The sequence below is a fragment of the Deltaproteobacteria bacterium genome, from assembly GCA_016183235.1.
Classification (GTDB): Bacteria; UBA10199; UBA10199; order DSSB01; family JACPFA01; genus JACPFA01.
Window position 1 is genome coordinate 79254 of record JACPFA010000021.1, and the last position, 19341, is coordinate 98594.

15 protein-coding genes are annotated in these 19341 nt (G+C 47.7%); 8 read left to right on the forward strand and 7 right to left on the reverse strand.

Annotated features, from left to right (window positions below):
• Positions 1-47: 47 nt before the first annotated feature.
• The gene (locus HYU97_04805; GenBank protein MBI2336063.1) at positions 48-656 is read right to left on the reverse strand and encodes a phosphoribosylglycinamide formyltransferase; all 609 of its coding nucleotides are present in this window, start codon (positions 654-656) and stop codon (positions 48-50) included.
• Positions 653-1690, reverse strand: coding sequence for a phosphoribosylformylglycinamidine cyclo-ligase (locus HYU97_04810; protein MBI2336064.1), 1038 nt, complete (start codon positions 1688-1690; stop codon positions 653-655). The genes HYU97_04805 and HYU97_04810 overlap by 4 nt, the downstream gene beginning before the upstream one ends.
• A 307-nt stretch (positions 1691-1997) precedes the next feature.
• On the opposite strand from HYU97_04810, the gene HYU97_04815 reads away from it, so the two are divergent.
• The 8 genes from HYU97_04815 to HYU97_04850 all read left to right on the forward strand — a co-directional run bounded on the left by HYU97_04815 (position 1998) and on the right by HYU97_04850 (position 11055).
• Positions 1998-3113, forward strand: a complete 1116-nt coding sequence (locus HYU97_04815; GenBank protein MBI2336065.1) for a PAS domain-containing protein — start codon at positions 1998-2000, stop codon at positions 3111-3113.
• Complete coding sequence (locus HYU97_04820) at positions 3110-4084, forward strand: sigma-54-dependent Fis family transcriptional regulator (GenBank protein ID MBI2336066.1); 975 nt, start codon at positions 3110-3112, stop codon at positions 4082-4084. The genes HYU97_04815 and HYU97_04820 overlap by 4 nt, the downstream gene beginning before the upstream one ends.
• Positions 4068-5498, forward strand: a complete 1431-nt coding sequence (locus HYU97_04825) for a sigma-54-dependent Fis family transcriptional regulator (protein MBI2336067.1) — start codon at positions 4068-4070, stop codon at positions 5496-5498. The genes HYU97_04820 and HYU97_04825 overlap by 17 nt, the downstream gene beginning before the upstream one ends.
• A 2-nt stretch (positions 5499-5500) precedes the next feature.
• Positions 5501-6865 carry a sigma-54-dependent Fis family transcriptional regulator gene (locus HYU97_04830; protein ID MBI2336068.1) on the forward strand — a complete coding sequence of 455 codons (1365 nt, stop codon included), beginning with the start codon at positions 5501-5503 and terminating at the stop codon, positions 6863-6865.
• A 339-nt stretch (positions 6866-7204) separates the two neighbouring features.
• Positions 7205-8296: a mannose-1-phosphate guanylyltransferase gene (locus tag HYU97_04835; protein ID MBI2336069.1), complete on the forward strand. Its 1092-nt coding sequence runs from the start codon at positions 7205-7207 to the stop codon at positions 8294-8296.
• A 1-nt stretch (position 8297) separates the two neighbouring features.
• Positions 8298-8627: an STAS domain-containing protein gene (locus HYU97_04840; GenBank protein MBI2336070.1), complete on the forward strand. Its 330-nt coding sequence runs from the start codon at positions 8298-8300 to the stop codon at positions 8625-8627.
• Between the two features lie 172 nt (positions 8628-8799).
• Complete coding sequence (locus tag HYU97_04845) at positions 8800-9627, forward strand: ATP-binding protein (GenBank protein MBI2336071.1); 828 nt, start codon at positions 8800-8802, stop codon at positions 9625-9627.
• Positions 9628-9732: 105 nt separating this feature from the next.
• The gene (locus tag HYU97_04850) at positions 9733-11055 is read left to right on the forward strand and encodes a hypothetical protein (GenBank protein ID MBI2336072.1); all 1323 of its coding nucleotides are present in this window, start codon (positions 9733-9735) and stop codon (positions 11053-11055) included.
• Between the two features lie 156 nt (positions 11056-11211).
• On the opposite strand, the gene HYU97_04855 is transcribed toward HYU97_04850, so the two are convergent.
• The 5 genes from HYU97_04855 to HYU97_04875 form a co-directional block, all read right to left on the reverse strand.
• Positions 11212-11607: a type II toxin-antitoxin system VapC family toxin gene (locus HYU97_04855; GenBank protein ID MBI2336073.1), complete on the reverse strand. Its 396-nt coding sequence runs from the start codon at positions 11605-11607 to the stop codon at positions 11212-11214.
• A 1-nt stretch (position 11608) separates the two neighbouring features.
• Complete coding sequence (locus tag HYU97_04860; GenBank protein MBI2336074.1) at positions 11609-11851, reverse strand: hypothetical protein; 243 nt, start codon at positions 11849-11851, stop codon at positions 11609-11611.
• A 56-nt stretch (positions 11852-11907) separates the two neighbouring features.
• A complete protein-coding gene (locus HYU97_04865; GenBank protein ID MBI2336075.1) occupies positions 11908-12312 on the reverse strand; it encodes a PIN domain-containing protein in 405 nt (134 codons plus the stop codon).
• Complete coding sequence (locus HYU97_04870) at positions 12300-12587, reverse strand: hypothetical protein (protein ID MBI2336076.1); 288 nt, start codon at positions 12585-12587, stop codon at positions 12300-12302. Before HYU97_04870 ends, HYU97_04865 begins: the two co-directional genes overlap by 13 nt.
• Positions 12588-12647: 60 nt before the next feature.
• A partial coding sequence (locus HYU97_04875) for a hypothetical protein (protein MBI2336077.1) occupies positions 12648-19341 on the reverse strand: 6694 nt, incomplete at its 5' end.

The following is a 19341-nucleotide window of genomic DNA, read 5'->3' on the forward strand; positions in this document are numbered from 1 at the left end:
TCGCAGGCCATGAGCTGAAGTCAGATGTCCATACTGTAACGGGACGGTTAATAGTATTCCACTTTGACCTTGCGCCCTTGGAGATGAACCTTGCCTTGGGCGAATTTTTCAATCACTTCAGAATAAAGTTGATGTTCAGAAACTAAAATGCGTTCGCTTAAACTTGCTTCGGTGTCGTTTTGTAGCACAGGGACCACCTGTTGCGCAATGATGGGGCCTGAGTCAGTGCCTGCATCGACAAAGTGCACGGTGCAACCCGCAATTTTAGCGCCGTATTCGATGGTTTGACGTTGGGCGTGCAGGCCTTTAAAAGCGGGCAACAGCGCAGGATGAATGTTAATTACTTTGTTAGGATAGGCTGCTAGAAAAGTTGGAGTGAGTAGTCGCATAAATCCCGCTAAGACGATTAAATCGATGGGGTATTCTTGGAGTTTTGCGATCAGAAGTCTATCAAAATTTTCGCGATTTAGGTTTTGTGCTTCGATAATGTGGGTGGGCACATGATGGGCTTCGGCAATCTTCAAAGCCTTGGCCTTTGGATTATCTGAAATCACACAGCTAGTTTGAGCTGATAAACGACCGGTTTGAATATTTTTTAAAATCGCTTCTAAATTGGAACCTTGCCTAGAGGCGAGGACGGCAATGTGAAAGGTCATAGTATAAAATCGGGTTCATTGGGTTTACGGGATTCGATGGTTCCAATTTCGAAGGCTTGTTCGCCTAAACCTTGTAGCATGCTGATGCAATCTTGGGTGTCTTGGGCGCTGACAATCAAAATCATTCCAATGCCGCAATTAAAAACTCGGATCATTTCGCTTTGTTCGACTCGGCCGTGTTTTTGTAAAAAATCAAAAATGGGTAAGACCGGCCAAGAACCCCAATTGAGATGGGCCTTGCAGGATTCGGGTAAAACTCGAGGGATATTTTCGATCAATCCTCCACCGGTGATGTGGCAAATGCCATACAGGGGGTAGTGGTTTTTCAAGTGGAGGATGGGGTTGACGTAAATGCGAGTGGGTTCTAATAAAATGCGGCCCAAGGGTTCGGTAAACCCAGGATAGGTTTTGTGAACATCGAGCTCTGCGCTGGCAAGAATTTTGCGCACCAATGAAAAACCATTGCTGTGCACCCCGCTGGAGGCAATGCCGATGATCTTGTGGCCAATGGCGATCGAGCTGCCATCGATGATATCTTTGCGATTGACCACGCCCACGGTAAAGCCGGCTAAGTCAAAATCGCCTTCGTGATAGACCCCGGGCATTTCGGCGGTTTCACCACCAATGAGGGCGCAGTTGATGGCCTTGAGCGACTCCGTCATGCCGCGAATGAGTTCTACCGAGCGTTCGGGTTTTAATTTCCCAGTGGCAAAATAATCTAAAAAGAAAAGCGGTTCGGCGCCGGTGCAAAGCACATCATTTACACACATGGCGACCAAGTCTTGGCCTAGGCCACTTAAATAATTGTATTCGATGGCAAGCTTGAGTTTGGTGCCAATGCCATCGGTAGAGGCCACCAAAACCGGTTCTTCATACTTTAATTTATTGATGGAAAAGAGGCCTGCGAAACCCCCGATGCCAGTTAAAACCTCGCGGCGCTGGGTGGTTTTAATGAGGGGTTTGATGGCTTCTACAAAGGCATTACCAGCGTCGATATTGACACCAGCCTCACGGTAAGTGATGGGTTTGTCCATAAATAATTTTAAATAAAAACAATAGGTTATTATTGATTGTCATTGCGAGGAGTCAGCGACGAAGCAATCTCACACAATTAAGAGATTGCTTCGGCCTCGCCTCGCAATGACAGAGTCTTTAACACCGGTTACCGAAAAATTTTTTATCGTTAAGATAAACGGTGACAAGATTCTGACAACCTAGTACAATTTTACCCAGGTAGTTCTTACATAGTTCCTCGGGTCTGGGTTTAAACCGTAACTGTACCAAGTTTCATAAGGCTTTTTTCCGGCTTTTGAAAGCATTTTTCGAGGTATCTTCATGAGTATGGCACAAGACAAGCTTGATCATAGGGTGGCAGAGCTTGAACGCTTGGTGGAAATTCTTTCTCGCGGCAAATATCTTTGGGAAAAAACCTTTGATGCCATTGTTGACCCGGTTTTGGTGGTGAGCGAACATTATAAGATCGACCGAGCTAATCTAGCCCTAGCCGCTAGTAGCGGGCAAGCGGTGCAGACCATCATTGGGAAAAAATGTTACGAGGTCTTTGCGCATCGCACGGGCCCATGCCCCCGGTGCCCCATGCAACGTCAGCAAGGTAAATCAAACCTCGATGCCTTTTCCGATGGCCGTGAATTTTTGGCGTTTAGCTATCCCTTGCCTCCGCACCCCACGAGCCCTGAAAAACATTATGTGGTGCATTACCAAGATGTAACCCGGCTTAAAGAATTAGAAGAACAACTGATTCAGTCAGAAAAATTGGGGGCCATTGGCTTGTTGGCCGGCGGGGTGGCCCATGAAATCAATAATCCTTTGGGGGGTATTTTGGCCTTTGCCCAATTGGCTAAAAAAGAACTTGCTGCGGAAAGCCAGATTTATCAAGACCTAACCGAGATTGAACACAATGCCTTGGCTTGTAAACGTATCATCGAAGATTTACTTGCCTTTGCAAGGCCGGCTTCGAAGCTAGAAAAAAAGGCGGTTTCGCTTTCTAAAGTTATGGAAAAAGTTTTGAGCTTAGTGCGTACGCAGTGGAAAGATTCAAAGATTGAAATTAAAAATGAAATGCCCACCCAGTTACCCAGTGTGTTGGGCAATGAAAATCGCTTAGAACAAGTATTTTTGAATTTGCTCACCAACGCCTGCCAAGCGGTGAATGGCCAGGGTTGGGTGAGAATCTTTGCCGAATCCCTAAAACACGAGGTGATGATTGGGTTTGAAGATAATGGTGCAGGGATTTCATCCGAACATTTGCCTAAAATTTTTGACCCTTATTTTTCTACTAAGGCACGGGGCCAAGGCACTGGCCTAGGGTTATCGATTACTTATCAAATTATTCAGGCGCATAGTGGCAAAATCGAAGTGCAAAGCAAACTTGCTGCGGGGACTTTATTTAAAATTTATTTGCCAAAGTCTATTCGTGCAGTAGGAGGTGGCCGGTGAATTTCCCAGAAATTATTGGGCAATCGCAACCCATGCAAGAAGTCTTTGCGCTCATGCGGAAGGTGATTGAATCCGATAGTACGGTTTTGATTTTGGGTGAGTCGGGCACGGGTAAAGAGATGGTTGCTCGGGCAATCCATGAGCGGGGGAGTCGCTGGGCCTTTCCACTGGTGACGGTGAATTGCGGGGCCATCCCAGAAGGGTTATTAGAATCAGAGTTGTTTGGGCACGCTCGAGGTTCTTTTACCGGAGCCATTGAAAACCATCGTGGAAAATTTGAAGTAGCCAATCACGGCACCTTGTTTTTGGATGAGATTGGCGACATGAGCCCTAAACTACAAGTCAAGTTGCTGCGGGTTTTACAAGAAAGAAAAATTGAAAGTGTGGGGGCTAATAAATTAGTCGAAGTTGATGTGCGGGTGATTGCAGCCACCCATAAAGATTTAGAAAAGGTGGTGCAAACAGGGCATTTTCGTGAAGATTTGTATTATCGCTTGAATGTTATCCCCATACCCGTGCCGCCCTTGCGTGATCGCAAAGCCGACATACCCTTACTCTTAGAATATTTTTTAAAAAAATATGCCCAAGAAAATCAGTTGGCCGAACCCGTGCTCGGCCCTGAAGTCATGGCCTTACTTTATTCCTACACTTGGCCGGGCAATGTGCGGGAGTTGGAAAACTTTGCTGAACGGGTGGTGGTGCTTTATCCCGGGGCTGTGCTGAAGGCTCAAGATATTTTGCAAAAATTTTTAAAAGGGCCCACCAGCGTTATGACATCCGTGCAAATTTCAGATGAAGGGATATCGTTCAAAGAGGTGGTGAGTGATTTTGAAAATGAACTCATTGCCAAAGCTTTGGAAAGAACGGGGGGCAACAAAAACAAGGCCGCTCACTTGTTACATTTAAATCGCACCACGTTAGTGGAAAAAATTAAAAGGCTCAATCGAGGTAACCATGACATCAAGCCCTAGTACTAAAAAAACCACATCCTTGTTAATTGTCGACGATGAAGAATCGATTGTTAAAGTTTTTCAACGGGTGGCTAAAAACGAAAAGTTAAGCTGTGCGGCTTGTAAAAATGGCATTGAGGCCATGGATTATTTGTCGAAACACGAAGTGGAATGTGTGTTGCTCGATATTAATTTGCCCAAATATTCTGGGTTTGAAATTTTAGAATACGTCAAATCAACCCAACTCAATACCGAAGTTATTTTGATTACTGGTTCAGGCAGCGTGGAGAATGCCGTAAAGGCCTTGAAAGCAGGGGCCTATGATTATTTAACCAAACCTTTTGATTCGCTCGATAAAGTCACCTTGACCTTACGCAATGCAATTACCAAATACCGTTTAGTGATGAAGGTTAAATCACTAGAAGAAAATACCGAAGACGTGGATAGTTTTGAAGGGATCATGGGTCGCTCTAAACCTATGCAAGAGATTTATCGAATTATTAAGAATATCTCGATTGCCAACTCCAGCGTGTTGATTCAAGGCGAATCGGGTACCGGCAAAGAATTGGTGGCCAAGGCCATTCATCAAACCAGCAAGCGTAAAAATAATCCCTTTGTGGTAATCAATTGTGCAGCGATCCCCGAGGGTTTGTTAGAGTCAGAACTTTTTGGCCATGCCAAGGGTTCTTTCACCGGGGCCTATTATGACAAAAAAGGGCTTTTTGAAGAAGGTAACCACGGCACCGTATTTTTAGATGAAATTGGAGAAATCCCGCAAAGCATTCAGGTAAAATTGTTGCGGGTGTTGCAGAATGGCGAAATTAAACCCGTAGGCGGCAACGACAATAAACACGTGGATGTGCGGATTATTGCGGCGACCAATAAAGAGTTGTTGGAAATGACCAAGGCGGGGACTTTTCGGGAAGACTTGTATTACCGCTTGAATGTTATTGGCATTAATATGCCCAGCCTCAAAGAGCGGGCCGAAGATATTCCCCTGCTATGCCAGCATTTTTTGAAAAAATATAATGAAAAGACGGGCAAAAATATTACCGGGTTTTCGATTGATAGTATGCAGGCTTTGCAAAGTTACCACTGGGTGGGGAATGTACGGGAGTTAGAAAATACGGTGGAACGCAGTGTGGTGCTAGCTACCGAAGACCAAATTAAAGCCAAAGATCTGCCAGTGAAAATTTTGTCTTCTACTTTTTATATGTTGGATGACAAAGAAGAAGATCTCACCAAGTTTTCTTATCAAGATGCCAAAACGCGGGCCCTGCATATTTTCAATAAAACCTATATTAAAAATATTTTGCACCAAGCCCGGGGGAATATTTCAGTGGCGAGCGATCGGGCGGGGATGGACAGAAGTAATTTTAAAAAGATTGTGAAAAAATACGATATTGATGTGAACGAATTTAGGAAATCGAGCTAAACATGCAACTGCAAATGCCACAAATTTTGTGTTGGGATGGAAAGAATGCTTTTTCAGAAGCGCTTCTGCAACAGTTGAAAATAAAGGGCTTGGTGGTTACCTGTGTGCCGGTTGATGAACTCTTGGCCAAGGTGGTGAAGGGTTCATATGATGGGATGGTGTTAAATTTTGCCGAAGAACCAACCCAAGTGGAATTAGCTTTGATTCAAGAATTAAAAGAAATGGATGATCAAATCCCTATCTTTGTGTTGACACCCACAGCCCCGGTGGCAACGGCAGTTGAATTTATGAAGCAAGGCATTACCGATTTTTTGATCTTGCCTACCGGTGTAGAAACTTTGGGCGATCGTTTGCTTCACCAAGCCCATCGCTATCGCTTGACTAGGCGAGTTTATCAGATGGAGCCTAAGTTACAGCCCGTGGGCAATTTCATGGGTATTGTGGGACAAAGTGAATCGATGTTGCAATTATTTGAGACTGTCGAAACCGTTGCTAAAACCAAGGCTACGGTTTTGGTTTTAGGTGAATCGGGGGTGGGCAAAGAATTGGTGGCCGCAGCCATTCACCATCTCTCGACCCGCAACACTCATCGCTTTATCGATATTAATTGTGGGGCCATTCCGCATGAGTTGTTAGAAAACGAATTGTTTGGTCATGAGCGGGGGGCTTACACGGGGGCCGAGCGGCGTTACATTGGTAGCTTTGAACGGGCGCAAGGCGGCACACTTTTTCTAGATGAAATTTGTGAAATGGATCTGGCCTTGCAAGCCAAGATATTACGCGTGTTGCAAGAAAAGCATTTTTTTCGTGTGGGGGGCAATGAAGAAGTCGAAGTGGATGTGCGGGTGATTGCGGCCACCAATCGCAATATTGAACAAGAGGTGAAGGCCGGGCGCTTTAGAGAAGATTTGTATTACCGTTTGAATGTGATTCCCATGAATGTGCCGCCGTTGCGCGAACGGCGGGCGGATATTCCCTTATTAGCCAAACATTTTTTGATTCGTTATGCGCGGGAGCAAGAAAAGATTATGCATGAAATTCATCATGAGGCGATTGAAGCATTGGTGAGTTATGATTGGCCTGGTAATGTGCGAGAGTTGGAGAACACCATTCAACGGGTGGTGGCATTATATAATGACAGCACGGTGAAGTTAAAGCATCTACCGCTGGAGATTCGTAAAAAACGTAAAGTTGTAGAGATCAAAAGTTCAGAGACAAAAATTAGCCCGCTCGAAGAAGTTGAGAAGGCGGCCATTGCGGAGGCGTTGCGGCATTTAGAGGGCAACATGGTCATGGCGGCCAAACTGCTCAATATTGGGCAGGCCACCCTTTATCGCAAAGTGCGCAAATACGGAATCGAGCGCTAACTCTCCCTCCATGTCATTGCGAGCCCAACGGGCGTGGCAATCTTCCTTTCTTAGCCACGTCTTTTCGAGGTAGGGAGAGGCCAAGTGAGAGCCCGCGCCCGGTCGGCCTACTCAGGCTAAAAAATTTTTTGTTTTTAATTGAATTAGAGTATTCCTCTGTCATCCTCTAATTCAAAAAAAACAATAAAATTTTTTAGCCTTCGTACGTCCGACCTTTAGCGCTAAAAGGCTCTCCCTTGACCTCTCTCTACCTCGAAAAGACTTCTCTGCAAATATTTGAGAGATATGAGGTGCGGGGATTTGCTTATTTATTGATTGCGTAAGGGTGAGGGGCTGGGTATGGGTCATTATTGTATGCCGGCTAAAATTTCTCATCTTTATGCGGTGATCATGGCAGGGGGGAGCGGGACCCGGCTCTGGCCTTTGTCGCGTAAAAATCATCCCAAACAATTTATGCGGATGGGGCAAGAGGGGTCTTTGTTTGAAGGGACCTTACAAAGATTGGCTGGATTAGTAGAGCCTAAGCAGGTTTGGGTGGTGTGTGGCGAGGTGCATGCCAAGGTGATTCGTGAAGAAATACCTCAAGTAACACCTGAACAAATCTTGGTTGAACCTGAAGGTAAAAATACGGCACCGGCCCTGGCCTTGGCAGCCAAAGTCTTGGCCGATCGCGACCCTGAAGCCATGATGCTGGTGATGCCGGCGGATCATTACATTCCCATGCATGAAAATAAAAAATTTACTGCCTCTATTTTAAGGGCGGTGGAATTGATAGGCCAACGGGATGGGTTGGTGACCTTTGGGTTAAAGCCGGCCTTTCCGGCGACCGGTTATGGTTATATTGAACGGGATCGGCCCTTGGGCGTGGTGGGGACTTATCAAGTAAAAAAGTTTCATGAGAAACCCAATGCTAGTTTGGCGGCCCTCTATATTAGGCAGGGGCGTTATTTGTGGAACAGTGGGATTTTTCTTTTTAGAGCCACAACTTTTTTAGAAGAGCTAAGCTTGCATAGCCCTAGTTTGGGTGAACTATTTAGTCAATTGGATACAAAACAGGAGTTTTATGGCCAATTATCGGCGCTTTATGCCAAGGCTGAAAATATTTCGGTAGATTATGCGGTGTTTGAAAAATCTAAACGAGTAGGGGTGGTAGAAGTTGATTTTGCCTGGAGCGATGTAGGGGCCCTCGATAGTTTGGGAGATTTTTTAGTTAAGGATGAAGCGGGCAATGCGACGAGTGGTGAAGTGGTGGTGTTGGAGAGTCGTAACAATATCCTTTGGTCGCAAACTCGCCTAATTGCCGCGCTGGGGGTGGAGAGCCTGGTGGTGGTGGAAACGCCCGATGCTATTTTGATAGTACCCAAAGATCGGGTTCAAGACGTTAAAAAAATGGTGGAACATTTAACGGCACAAAAGAAGCCGCAAGTTTAATATGGAAATAACGCAAAGTCAGATGGGTGATTATTGTGTGATTAGGCTGTGCGGCAATATTGATGCGGCTCACACGCCTAAGCTTAAAAAATTTTTCAAACAAACTCAAAATGCGCCATCCCAAAAGGTCATTTTAGATATGGCCGAGGTTGAATTTGTCGATTCTACAGGGTTGGGGGCCTTTATTTCTTTTTTTAGAAATTTAAAAGAAAACAACGGTGTTTTTAAACTGGCTTCGCTTTCTGACCAAGTGCGCACTATTTTTGAAATTACCCGGCTTTATCGAGTGTTTGAAATTTATGATAGCCTTGAAGCGGCTTTAAATTCATGAGTGAAGCTGATGTCGTGTATGGATCCTCAGGTCTTAGCCCGGGATGACGCAATGCCGTCATGCCGGACTTGATCCGGCATCCATTCATTCATTGTGAGGAGGAACGACGAAGCAATCTTTTGATATCAGCGTTACTTCTACTGCGAAAATTGCTTCGCAAATTAAAAAAGTTTTGCGATGGATCGGTGCGCAGCGCGGGTATCAACATTTATCCCCCTTGATTAGCCAAGATCTGAGAATAGCCTTACAAGAAAGCCTCGCCAATGCCTTTCAGCACGGCTGTTGTCATCAGCAACGCCCCGCCCAAGTTAAAATTGGGTTAACTGCTAAAAAAATTATTTTAGAGGTTTTTGATGCTGGGCCGCCTTATTTGCTGCGGCCCAAAACAACTATGGCTTTGATCGAACATGGGCGGGGGTTGGGTTTGATTTTGCAAGCGATGGATCGTTGTGAGTTAAAACGAAGGGGTCAGGTCAATACTTTAATCATGGTCAAAAGTTTGGTGCCGAAAAAGAACATTGATTTATTTGTGGAACTGATTGAACGGCTTAATCAGAGGTTGCGAGAGCGCCGTGCCGTAGCGGATTTATATCAATTTTTTCTCGAGTTTATTGGTTATGCTTTCAATGTTAATCGGGCAAGTCTTATGATTCTTGAGGCCAAGAGCCAGCAACTTCAAATGGTAGCCAGCCTAGGTTACAAGCCGAACCTGATGCAAAAAATTGTGGTTAAGCCAGGGCAAGGGATTGCAGGGCGAGTATTTTCAAAAGGGAAAGCAGAATTGATGCGACATGCTCCCAATCCTCGTTACCAATCTGAGGCGTCACTTTCAGTGCCCATCGTAGCTTCACCCTTGAAGATTGGGGAAGAGACTTTAGGGGTAGTCAATATAACCGACCGTCGCGGAGGCATGCCACTTAAATCAGAAGATATTAAGTGGTTATATGCCATGGCAAGTCAGTTGGCGGCGGTAATTAAGATAAGGGAATTATTAAAATGACAATGTTGGGTTAAGAATGAAATGAATGGATCCCGGGTCTAGCCCGGGATGACGTAATGCCGTCATGCCGGACATTGATCCGACACCCATATATGACATACAACTGTGAATTATTTATTAAAACAATTGATGGAATACGGAACTACCGAGTACCAACAATACCAGCCGGGGTTGGGGCGGATGCGGGAGATGTTGAAGCGGTTGGGGTATCCGAAGCGGGGTATCGAATTTATTTTAGTGGGGGGGACCAATGGCAAGGGGTCGGTGGCGCGGATTTTACATGGGTTGTTGTGGGCACAGGGGCTGCAGGTTGGGCTTTATACTTCGCCGCATTTGGTGCGATTTAATGAACGCATCGTGGTGGGTAATCGGGAAGTCACGAATGCAACACTTGAAAAAGTGCTGAGATATTTTCAGAAAAAAAAGATTACAGGCAGGCCCACTTTTTTTGAACTTACCACCTTGCTTGCTTTGGAGGTGTTTCGGCGGGCTAGGGTTAAAATTGCTATTTTAGAAGTGGGGTTGGGGGGGCGGTTTGATGCCACCAATGTTGTGGACCCCGGCTTGTCGGTTTTGGTGAGTGTGGGGCATGATCATCAAGAAATTTTGGGCCGTGGGTTGGAGAAGATTGCTTTGGAGAAGATTGGGATATTTCGGCCAGGGAAGCTAGCCCTTGTTGGTAAGGTGCCAGGTCATGTTAAGCGGCTCATTCAAGATAAAGCTAAGCAGAGTAAATTATGCTTTCTACCTAAAATAGAAAGTAACTTTTTAGAATCGGGCAGAGACTCTCTCAACCCCAGCAAAGGGGTTTCGAGTAGCCTCTTCCCGCTTCTAAAAAGTTACTTTCCAAATAGTCACATTCAAAGGCATAATTTAGCCTTAGCATTGAGGGCGCTGTGGTTTTGGCAAAGAGGGAAATATTTTCCTGCGCAGAATATTCTAGAAGAAGCTTTGCGGCGGATTGAATTGCCGGGGCGGATGGAGGTGCGGGGGAATATTGTCTTGGATGGGGCGCATAATTTAGAGGCGGCTCAGGCGCTGGTAAAATTTTTAAAAAAGCTGTCATTGCGACCCCGGACTTTGATCCGGGGGAAGCAATCTCAAACGGAGAGATTGCTTCGTCACAAAGCTCCTCGCAATGACAAGTACATTTTTTTGGTTGGGATGGCGACGAGTAAAGATCGAAAAAAGTTTATCAATGTCATTAGGCCATTGGCCAAGAAAATTATTTTTACGGAATTTTTGCACCCACGAGCGGTGAAGCTGGAAACATGGCGAAGGGAATTTAAAATTCGTGGAGCTGAATATTTTAGGCATCCAAAATCCGCGTATCAGCGCTTATTAAATTGCCGCGGCAAAAATATTGGCGTGGTGACGGGGTCGTTTTATTTGGTGGGGATCTTAAGGAGCCGTACCGAAATAAGATGAACATTTTAGCATCTCATCTTGGGGTCATCTTTGCCCGATCTTCAATCGCAAAATCCTCAAGCTAGCTTTTGCTAGCCCTCCGGTTTTGCTCATTCAGATCGGCCAAATCTGACCCCAATCTGAGTGCTAAAAGTCCACCTTATTTCGGTGCGGCTCCTAAGGGATTCTTGTGATTTTAGAAATTTGGTCAAACCCTTGATCAAAACTTAAAATAGTGTTGATTTTATTTCTTTTCATAACAGCTATATGAATGGCATCTCGGGCAGAGATATTGGCGTGAGACAATAGATAATCTTTTGCTGTTTCAATGTCTAATCGCGTAATATCAAAAATATGATCGGTTAATTCTAACAGAACATCATAGGCTTTTTGAATGGCGTCTTTTTTTTGAATGGCCGTGTAGCGATGGAGTATCTCTTGAAATACTTCGGTACTGGTAACGAGTTTTTGATTTTCTTGGGTGAGACGTTCTAGGGTAATAATTGTCAAGGTCTTATTAGGGTGGTCAGCTCCAATCAAATACATGGGGATATTAGAATCAAGATAGATCATTTTATAAATAGCCTTGAGAGATTTCTTGATTCATTTGTTCAATAGATGCTGTGGGGTATTGATATTTGCTAAATTTGCGAATGATAGCCAGCTTTTTTTCTGGGCTTTTGGATGAAAATTTATTTATTTCTGAACGTAAGGTTTGCCTGGCCCACTCCCCAAGACTTAAACGCAAACTTTTAGCTAAGTTCTTTAAGGTTTTATATTCTTTAGGTTTTAATAGAATTTGTAATCTTGTATTCATGAAGTGAGTATATCATACTCACTCATTGAGTCAATTATTTGTCATTCCCCTTAGCATCATTTAAGAAAATTTGTTTTAAGGCCTGGGATTCGGCTAAAATCTCGGCGATCAAAAGTAACTACTGAAAAATCGAGTGCTAAAGCACAGGCTCCAATTAACAGGTCATGGGTATCGATGTTTACAGCGGATTTTTTTAAGTTGGCCCAGAGTTCGGCATAAATACGGGCCATCTTTAAATCGAAGGGATAAATGGGGATCTTTTCAAGAATGGTTTCGACAAAGGCTGAGCGCTTATATTTTGTTTTTGCATCTTTTGCACGGTGGATGCCATGGAGTAGTTCGGCTGCTGATATGACACTTAAACCAATAGGTTCTTCTTTTAAGTTTAGAAAAAAATCTTGCAGTGTTTTTTGGGTACGTTCTGTTTGAATGAGAACGCAGGTGTCGATTAAATAGCCCATGGGTTATGTGGAGATTTTAGGCCTTTTTTTGCTTTTTTAAGGTCACGTTGAAAACTTTTGGCCTCTTGATCTTTTAAATGGGGGAGTGATTTTAGCAGTTCTAAAAAATCGCTTACCTTAAATTCAGGGGAAGCGGTTAAGGGCTCTAGGCTGGCAACCGTTTTATTACCCTTGACGAGTAGATAACGGTTTTTTTTGTAATAAACACAATTGACCAATTCCGAAAAAGTTCTAACCGCCTTGGTGACAGAAATCTTAAAATCAGTATTTTGCATGAAGTACATATTATATGATTATGAGCAAAAGTCAATGAATTTTGGTGAAGAGAGAAAGGGTTAGTTTTGTTTTAAATCTGAAGGGCCATTAGGGGGGACAAATTTGGAGCTTTGAATTTGGACCGGGGCGCGCGTTTTACCATTACCATTACCATTGCCATTGTGAGGAGCGGGTAAGACAAGAGTTTGGGTTGCAGGTTCCCAATGCCCGAATAAAACAAGTTGTTGAGCTGTAAGAGCGTCGTTGGGTGGTTTTATTGTGTCAACTCGAAGGAGGCGCTTGCCCGACGGATCGATGGTGACCCAAACGGCAGTTTGGCTTGTGGTGCCTAAGGCAGAATTGCGATCGGGGCTTGCGACGATGGTGCTGCCATTGATGGCCACAGCATGGGCCAACGCTTGCGTCCAGAGGCCATTGGGGTGTGGCGCTGCGCTAGCGGCAAGGGCCGCAGCTCGGGAGCTGTGTGTTGTGAAGGCCCTGCGGGCATCGGGGCTCATGCGATCTAAAGTGCTTGGATCAATGGGGGGGATGCCAGACGAACCATCAAGTCCGGGCATAGTAGGGGCATTGGTTGCTGCAGCGGCTCGAGCGGTTAATGAAACTGTAGGTGTTGGTGCGTCGGGCGGAGGTGGTTCAATGGGTAGTGGCGGTGGGGTTGGGTTGGACGGAGGAGTTGCGGGTGGTGGTTCGACTGGCTGGTAAACGCGTTCGCCAATTTCGGGGAAACGTTCGGAGACTTCGAACAAAAATCCCAAGTCAGTTAATGGTTTGGTGCGACACCATTTGGCCACTCCTGCCCAATCGCGTTGACGCAACATCGTCACACCAGGGCCTAGCACTTTTTTAAGTTCTTCCCATTGAGCGCGGGCCTGGACATCATTGTTGAAGGCTCGTTGGCGAACTTCAGCCATCATAGCAAGATAATTCTGTTGAATGGTCTGATGATTGGCATCTGTGATGCCATTAATGCGTTCGGTTTTATTGCCCTCAACGGTACGTGGGTCAAAGACATCGACGCGCAAGTTCGTGGTGTAATGGGTGCCCGCCAACAAACCACGCCAACCGCGAGGCATGATGGGTTCGGTGCCCATGCCGGTTAAATTAATAATGATGGGTTCAGGGCTAAGGCCTTCGGCTAAGTGGGCGGCGCCCTTCTTAGCGGGGCCAATGCCGCGAGAGCGGGTGCCGGACAAATAGAACAAGGCGGCGGTTTTGTATTTGAGCATGTCTTCGCCCGCTTTTTTCATTTGGGCGGCAGCGGCATCGCGTTTGCCAATATATCTTCGGAAGGCGGCTACGTAGCCTTCGGAGTTTTGAATCATGTCAATGAATGTTGGGACGGGGCCATCCACGCCAGCGCGGGCCCAGGCCTCAGCAAATGCGGCTTGGTTGACAAATTCACCTAAGTTGTGTGCGGCATCACCCTCTAAGGCGTGATTCATGCGACGAATATCCAGAAAATCTTCAGGTTTAGGATTAATATCACCCATTTCTTCTAAAACTTTTTTGTAAGCATCGCGGTTTGTGGTTGGATCGATTGCTGCAAGGCGAGCCTCAAGTGCGGCAATTCTGCGTTGCCGTTCGCTAGCCTCGATGGCTTTCCAAGCTTTTGCATATTCTGGTTTTAAGAAACTCTTTTCGGGTTTTTTGGGATTCCACAACGGTGGCTGATTGGGCCGATCCAGTTCAATATGACGGCCCCATGAAAAATGCGGGATGAGGGCACCACCGGTTTGCCAGCCCACTTCTTTCTTAAATCCAAAACGGATTTCGGGCAACATGGCTACATCCCAAGGAATATCCAGCCAACTTTCGTGGTTAGAAAGCACGAGCAGCGGCCGACCTTCGCGCAGGGCTTGCACGCGTGCGGTTTCAAGGTTGGCGACGGCTTCGGGTTGAAGTGTGGGGATATAGCCTGTGGCAGCCATGACGTGGCGGCCGGCTTGTTGGATCCACCAGTGATAAATGGGGGTCTTGCCATCGGTGAAATAATTAATGAGGCCACAGGTCCAGCCGATAGGCACGGCCCAAACAATAAACGTGCCGAGGGTGTAAACCGTGCGGATGGGGTCGAGCCGGGGGTTATGCAGATTGACGGCGCCGAAGGTGAGAACCTTAACTGCGACCGCTACTACAGCTTCAACGGGATCAAGCATGGTATGCCGGGCGTAAAGGCCGGTGGCTAGCGAGTTGGCGTCGGCGCGGGTCTTTTCGCGGATGCGTTCGGCTTCGAGTAATTTTGGGTCACGTAATGGGGCATAGTCACTGCGTTCAGCGGCTGCTCGGAAGGCCATTTCTACTGCATCAGGTTCGGTGATGGGGGTTTCAAGATAGGCATTTACAAGGCGTAAGGCCGCCACATAATCGCCAGGGGCTGGGGTTTCGCCGCGGGCCAGCGCACGTTCAACGCGTTCGGCAGCGGAGATGCGATTCATACGGAGTTGCAGGAGAGGGGTCATTTGTGGGTTGGTTCTGGCTTCACTGGCAAAGGCATCGGCTTGTTGATCGACGGTGCGCATGGCCGCCACTTGGGCATAAGGCAAGGCGGCTCGGAGCAAGGCGCGTTCGTAGCGTTCGACCCGTCGTTCGGTGCGATAAATGGCTTGTTGGTCGGGGTGGTTGTTGGCCTTCATCGTGGCAAGTTCGGCCCGAGCTTCGGTAAGCTTTGCTGCGACGTGGTTGGCAAAGGCCTGACGTTTGGCGAGATCACGGGTAAAAACTGTAGGGTCATTTTCAAAAGTGCGGGCTTCGGCAGCAAGCATAGGGTCGCGGGGTAGGCCTTTGGGGATTTGACGATAATCTCTCAAGGCACGGTCAATTCTGGGGACTGCGGCGGCATAATGTTGCGGATGATTGCCGTTGTACCACCAATACCAGCGTTGCGTGTTGTTGCGCAGCACGGGGTCGGCAGTGAAACCAGCGGGCAGGTAAGTGCCGGCGGTGTGGGTGTGGGCATGGGTGAATTTAAAGCTATTGGGTTTGCCGGGTTTTACCGTGCTGGCATGCACATTGCTTTGGGCCTCCACCCCATAAGTTCGGCCACTCAAGGCTTGCGCAGTGCGGGTGATCAGCCAGTCGCGACCGGTAGAGCGCACGGTGGCGGGAATGGGGACAATTGGTTCGCTATTAAATCCTAAGGTGCCATAAAGTGCCATGGTGAGCTGAGGGAAGTTGAGGGTGGTTTGTGGGCCAATCCGGTTGCTTGCCCAATCACCATAGGTCAAGGCATAGCCTCCTTGGGTGACGGCCCGCTCAACAGTATGAACTTCGTAGCCGACTCGAGTCGTCATTAAATCAATGAGGTAGCCTAGTGGTTTTAAGATAATCTTTTTGAACCCACTGCTATTTTCAATGAGGGTGCCTAAATCGGTTTTGGCTTGGATGCGTGAAAAACTTAACACGTTGGCATAAGGGCCTTGCAGGGCGGTAGCGGAGTTGAGCCCCTCACCAAAGAAGTTCACCCAACTTTCATGATGATTTCCAAAGTGGAAGGGTTGATACGCATAGGCCGCTGCTTCGCGGGGGTTTGCATGATGGGTTTGTCGGGTGAACAAAGAAGTGGCGGCGTATTCGCCTGCATTCATGGTGGTTCGGTCGTGAACTCGACGGGTGGCTCCCCAAATATCGGCCCATTTAGAACGAAGCCCCATCTGAGTGACCGCCCAGCCAAAGGCCGCCCATTCGGTTAACCCGACGGGGCCATCCACTTTACGGGCATAACCTTCAAACATGACAGTCGCTGCGGGTAGATCTTGACCGGCAATTTTCCCCAGCAAGGGGTTGAGTTGGCGGAAGGCAATATTCAGACATGCTTCTACTTGCCGGGTGAGCGATAGGGAATTTTTGTGCCCAGCCAAATATCGGAAGGCCCGATCTGCAAGTCCTTTGATTTCAAAATCCAGATCATTCAATAAATTTTCGATTTCTTTTTTGTGGCGTTCGGCCCGTTTTTTTACTGCTGCATCGGGTGATTGAGCGAAGTGGTCAAAGAAGCCTTGGGCTCGCTGCCGTTGAAATTGTAAATCAGCAATGACGAGGTCCAATTCTTCTTTGTCTTGGGTTTTCATCAATGCATTAATCGTAGCTTGGTTAGCTTTCACCTCATCGGCAAAGCGATCTGCCTCTCGGTTTTGTGCGGCATAGATGGGAAGACGAGCATTGGCCATTGCGGCAAAGGGATCAAGCGAACGAGTTTTCAGGCCCTGGTTTACGTGGGCGATCAGGAGGGGAGTCAGCCTGGTGCCGCCAACGGCTAAGAGTTCTTTGACCGCTCGCTCATACTGCCCTTGCACCCGATGCCACTGCCCACGAAACAGAAAACTAATACCTTGGATCATGTTTCCTAAGCCTTGCACCCTTTGAACATCGCGCAGTGTCTTCCCCGTGTCGACCACGGCTTGTGCTAAGCCTTGTAAATCTTTAGGCAGGGAGGCTATGGTGCCAGGGCTAGCGAGCGCATCCACTAACATGGGATTTTCTAACTCTTGAGCTGCTACCAAAACCTTTTGATGCAGGGCCATTTCTGCGGTCATGGTTTGGGCGGTGCGGGGATCTGCCAAAAAGTTGGCCATGGCCTCTTGCAAGGGAATTTGGCGGAGGTGATAGTCAAGGGCTATTTCTAAATGAATTAAATCTCGTTGGACTTCGCAAAGGGCAAGCTTGTTGGCGGCGGCATTGGGGGCACCATCTTGAATGTTAGCCAGGGCAAGTGCGACATCTGCTTTTTGATCTCGAACATATTCAAGCCCAGAGTTATGAAGGTCACGCCACGAGGCCAATCGGGCTTGATTCCAATTGGGGGCTTGCGCTGCTTCGTCTAGTGCTAAAACGATTTCATCTAAGCGGGTTGAGATGCCTTCTGCCAGAGCGCTGGTGGCTTGATCTACACGTTGCCCTTTGGCTTCGGTACGCAAGGCCTTTTGTTGTCTTTTGGTTGCATCGAGATCGGCATATTGTCTCCCAATCCCTTCTTCAGCGGTACGTTTCGCTTCATAGTAACGTCGGCTGGCTTCCACTAGCGCTTGGGCTCCCTGCGCGCTTTGCAGGGCAGGGGTGCTTTCTACAATGCCGGCCAGCAATTCGGGGGTAATCTTGGCTGCTTCTAAAACTAGTTCATCTCCGTGGGTGGGGGAATAGCCAGCGGCTCGCATGGCTCTGGGATCGGCTGTCCCTGCTACAATTTGTTCACGGATCCGACGGTGCAACTCAATCTCGGCAATCATGTCAATTTCGCCGTGGGTCGTTTCTTCTCCCAATAATTGTCGACCCCGTGCCCAGTAGGCCTCGACCGCCTGGCTTTCCGCCTCGCGGTTGACGGGCTTGACTCGGCCTAATAATTGCCCTCGTCGTTCATTAAGTCGGGCCCTGGCCTCCACTCCCCGTTGGGTTAAGGTGGTGAAACCTTCTTGCAGGGGGTTGAGGGGTTCGCCTTCAGTGGCGGTTTTACCTACCCCTGGGAATCGAAGCCCGGCCATGGCTCGGCGGAAATAGGGGAGGGTACGGTTACCCATGCCAGCTGCGACGGCTTCAATTTGTGCTTCTTCGGGTGAGGTGATGAGATCGGCCTTGGGTGCAGTGGGAACCGGACGAAAATTTTTACCTAAATTTTTTCCGGGCAAGGGGGCCCAGGCTCGCCAATTTCCAACGCGACCTTCATAATGGTGATCGACCGGCCCGCGCGGTTGTTCGCCGGGGCTACCTGCGCCGCTTGCACCAGGGGCGGCTGTTCTAAGGCTTAGGCCGGCAAGTCGTGGATCGGCGCCATTGGCCATTGCCATGGCGAATTGTGGCCCCGTGGCCAGGTCTGCTGGGAGATTGCCCAAAAAGTCCGGCAAATTACGCCCCGCATGTTGGTAAATGCGGGTGAGCTGCGGATTTTGTGTGATGCCACGATACAGCCGTTCTTTGAAAACTTGCCCCGCCTCCAATCGATGCACTGTCGGTACCGCCGCTCTTCCCAAATATCCTGCCACACCCAACTCCGCCGTCGTGGCCGTTGCATGCACGGTGGTACTAAACCATGACCTCCCACTCGGGTCGGTTGCTTTATCCAATACCGTTAACGACGCTATCGGTACCGCATGCCGCGCGATCCCTTCCGTCACCTTCAAATATTCCAAATGTCTCGTCGCTAATCCCGCGGCACTCATCCCATGAATTGCTTCTCGACCCGCCAACCCCATTCCAACCCCAGCCCTCACACCTCCAAATATCACCGCATTATGCGCCCAAGTCTTCCAATAACGGTCCCAGTTTATTTCCCCATGCTGGCTCATTTCCATCCAGCCCGTCACATACGTCACTTCGGCCGCTGTTGCAGTCGTTGCCGATAATAACTCCCAAGCCCTCGCTTGATTCACTCCTTCCACTAACCCTATCCCTTTGCCCATCATCCAGACCTTGACGAACCGCGATAACAAGCCCCCTGTGATCAGCATCCCCATCATATTCAGGCTACCCAACCTGCCTTGTAACCCACGGGCGGCATGTACCACTTCAGCTACTTTATATTTTCCCTCTCCTTGCATCACACTCAAGGCAACGTTGGCATCATCAACCACCTTGCCCTTGGCTAAACCCATCGGCCCACCACTTAAGGCTTGATAAATCACCAAGGCACCGGCTTCGTGGCCTTCGCTCAAGTTATAGCTCGAAGCTAAAGCCAAAAGTTGTTGGCTTAAGATTTCTAGATGACTGGCGGAAGCGATTTGACAGAGTTGGGTTAAGAAACCGTGACCACCCAAGCTTTTAGCA

Coding starts and splice junctions, on each gene's coding strand:
- HYU97_04840 (MBI2336070.1), top strand. CDS start 8,298: ATGGAAATAACGCAAAGTCAGATGGGTGATTATTGTGTGATTAGGCTG.
- HYU97_04805 (MBI2336063.1), bottom strand. CDS start 656: ATGACCTTTCACATTGCCGTCCTCGCCTCTAGGCAAGGTTCCAATTTA.
- HYU97_04855 (MBI2336073.1), bottom strand. CDS start 11,607: ATGATCTATCTTGATTCTAATATCCCCATGTATTTGATTGGAGCTGAC.
- HYU97_04825 (MBI2336067.1), top strand. CDS start 4,068: ATGACATCAAGCCCTAGTACTAAAAAAACCACATCCTTGTTAATTGTC.
- HYU97_04830 (MBI2336068.1), top strand. CDS start 5,501: ATGCAACTGCAAATGCCACAAATTTTGTGTTGGGATGGAAAGAATGCT.
- HYU97_04810 (MBI2336064.1), bottom strand. CDS start 1,690: ATGGACAAACCCATCACTTACCGTGAGGCTGGTGTCAATATCGACGCT.
- HYU97_04870 (MBI2336076.1), bottom strand. CDS start 12,587: ATGCAAAATACTGATTTTAAGATTTCTGTCACCAAGGCGGTTAGAACT.
- HYU97_04835 (MBI2336069.1), top strand. CDS start 7,205: ATGGGTCATTATTGTATGCCGGCTAAAATTTCTCATCTTTATGCGGTG.
- HYU97_04860 (MBI2336074.1), bottom strand. CDS start 11,851: ATGAATACAAGATTACAAATTCTATTAAAACCTAAAGAATATAAAACC.
- HYU97_04865 (MBI2336075.1), bottom strand. CDS start 12,312: ATGGGCTATTTAATCGACACCTGCGTTCTCATTCAAACAGAACGTACC.
- HYU97_04815 (MBI2336065.1), top strand. CDS start 1,998: ATGGCACAAGACAAGCTTGATCATAGGGTGGCAGAGCTTGAACGCTTG.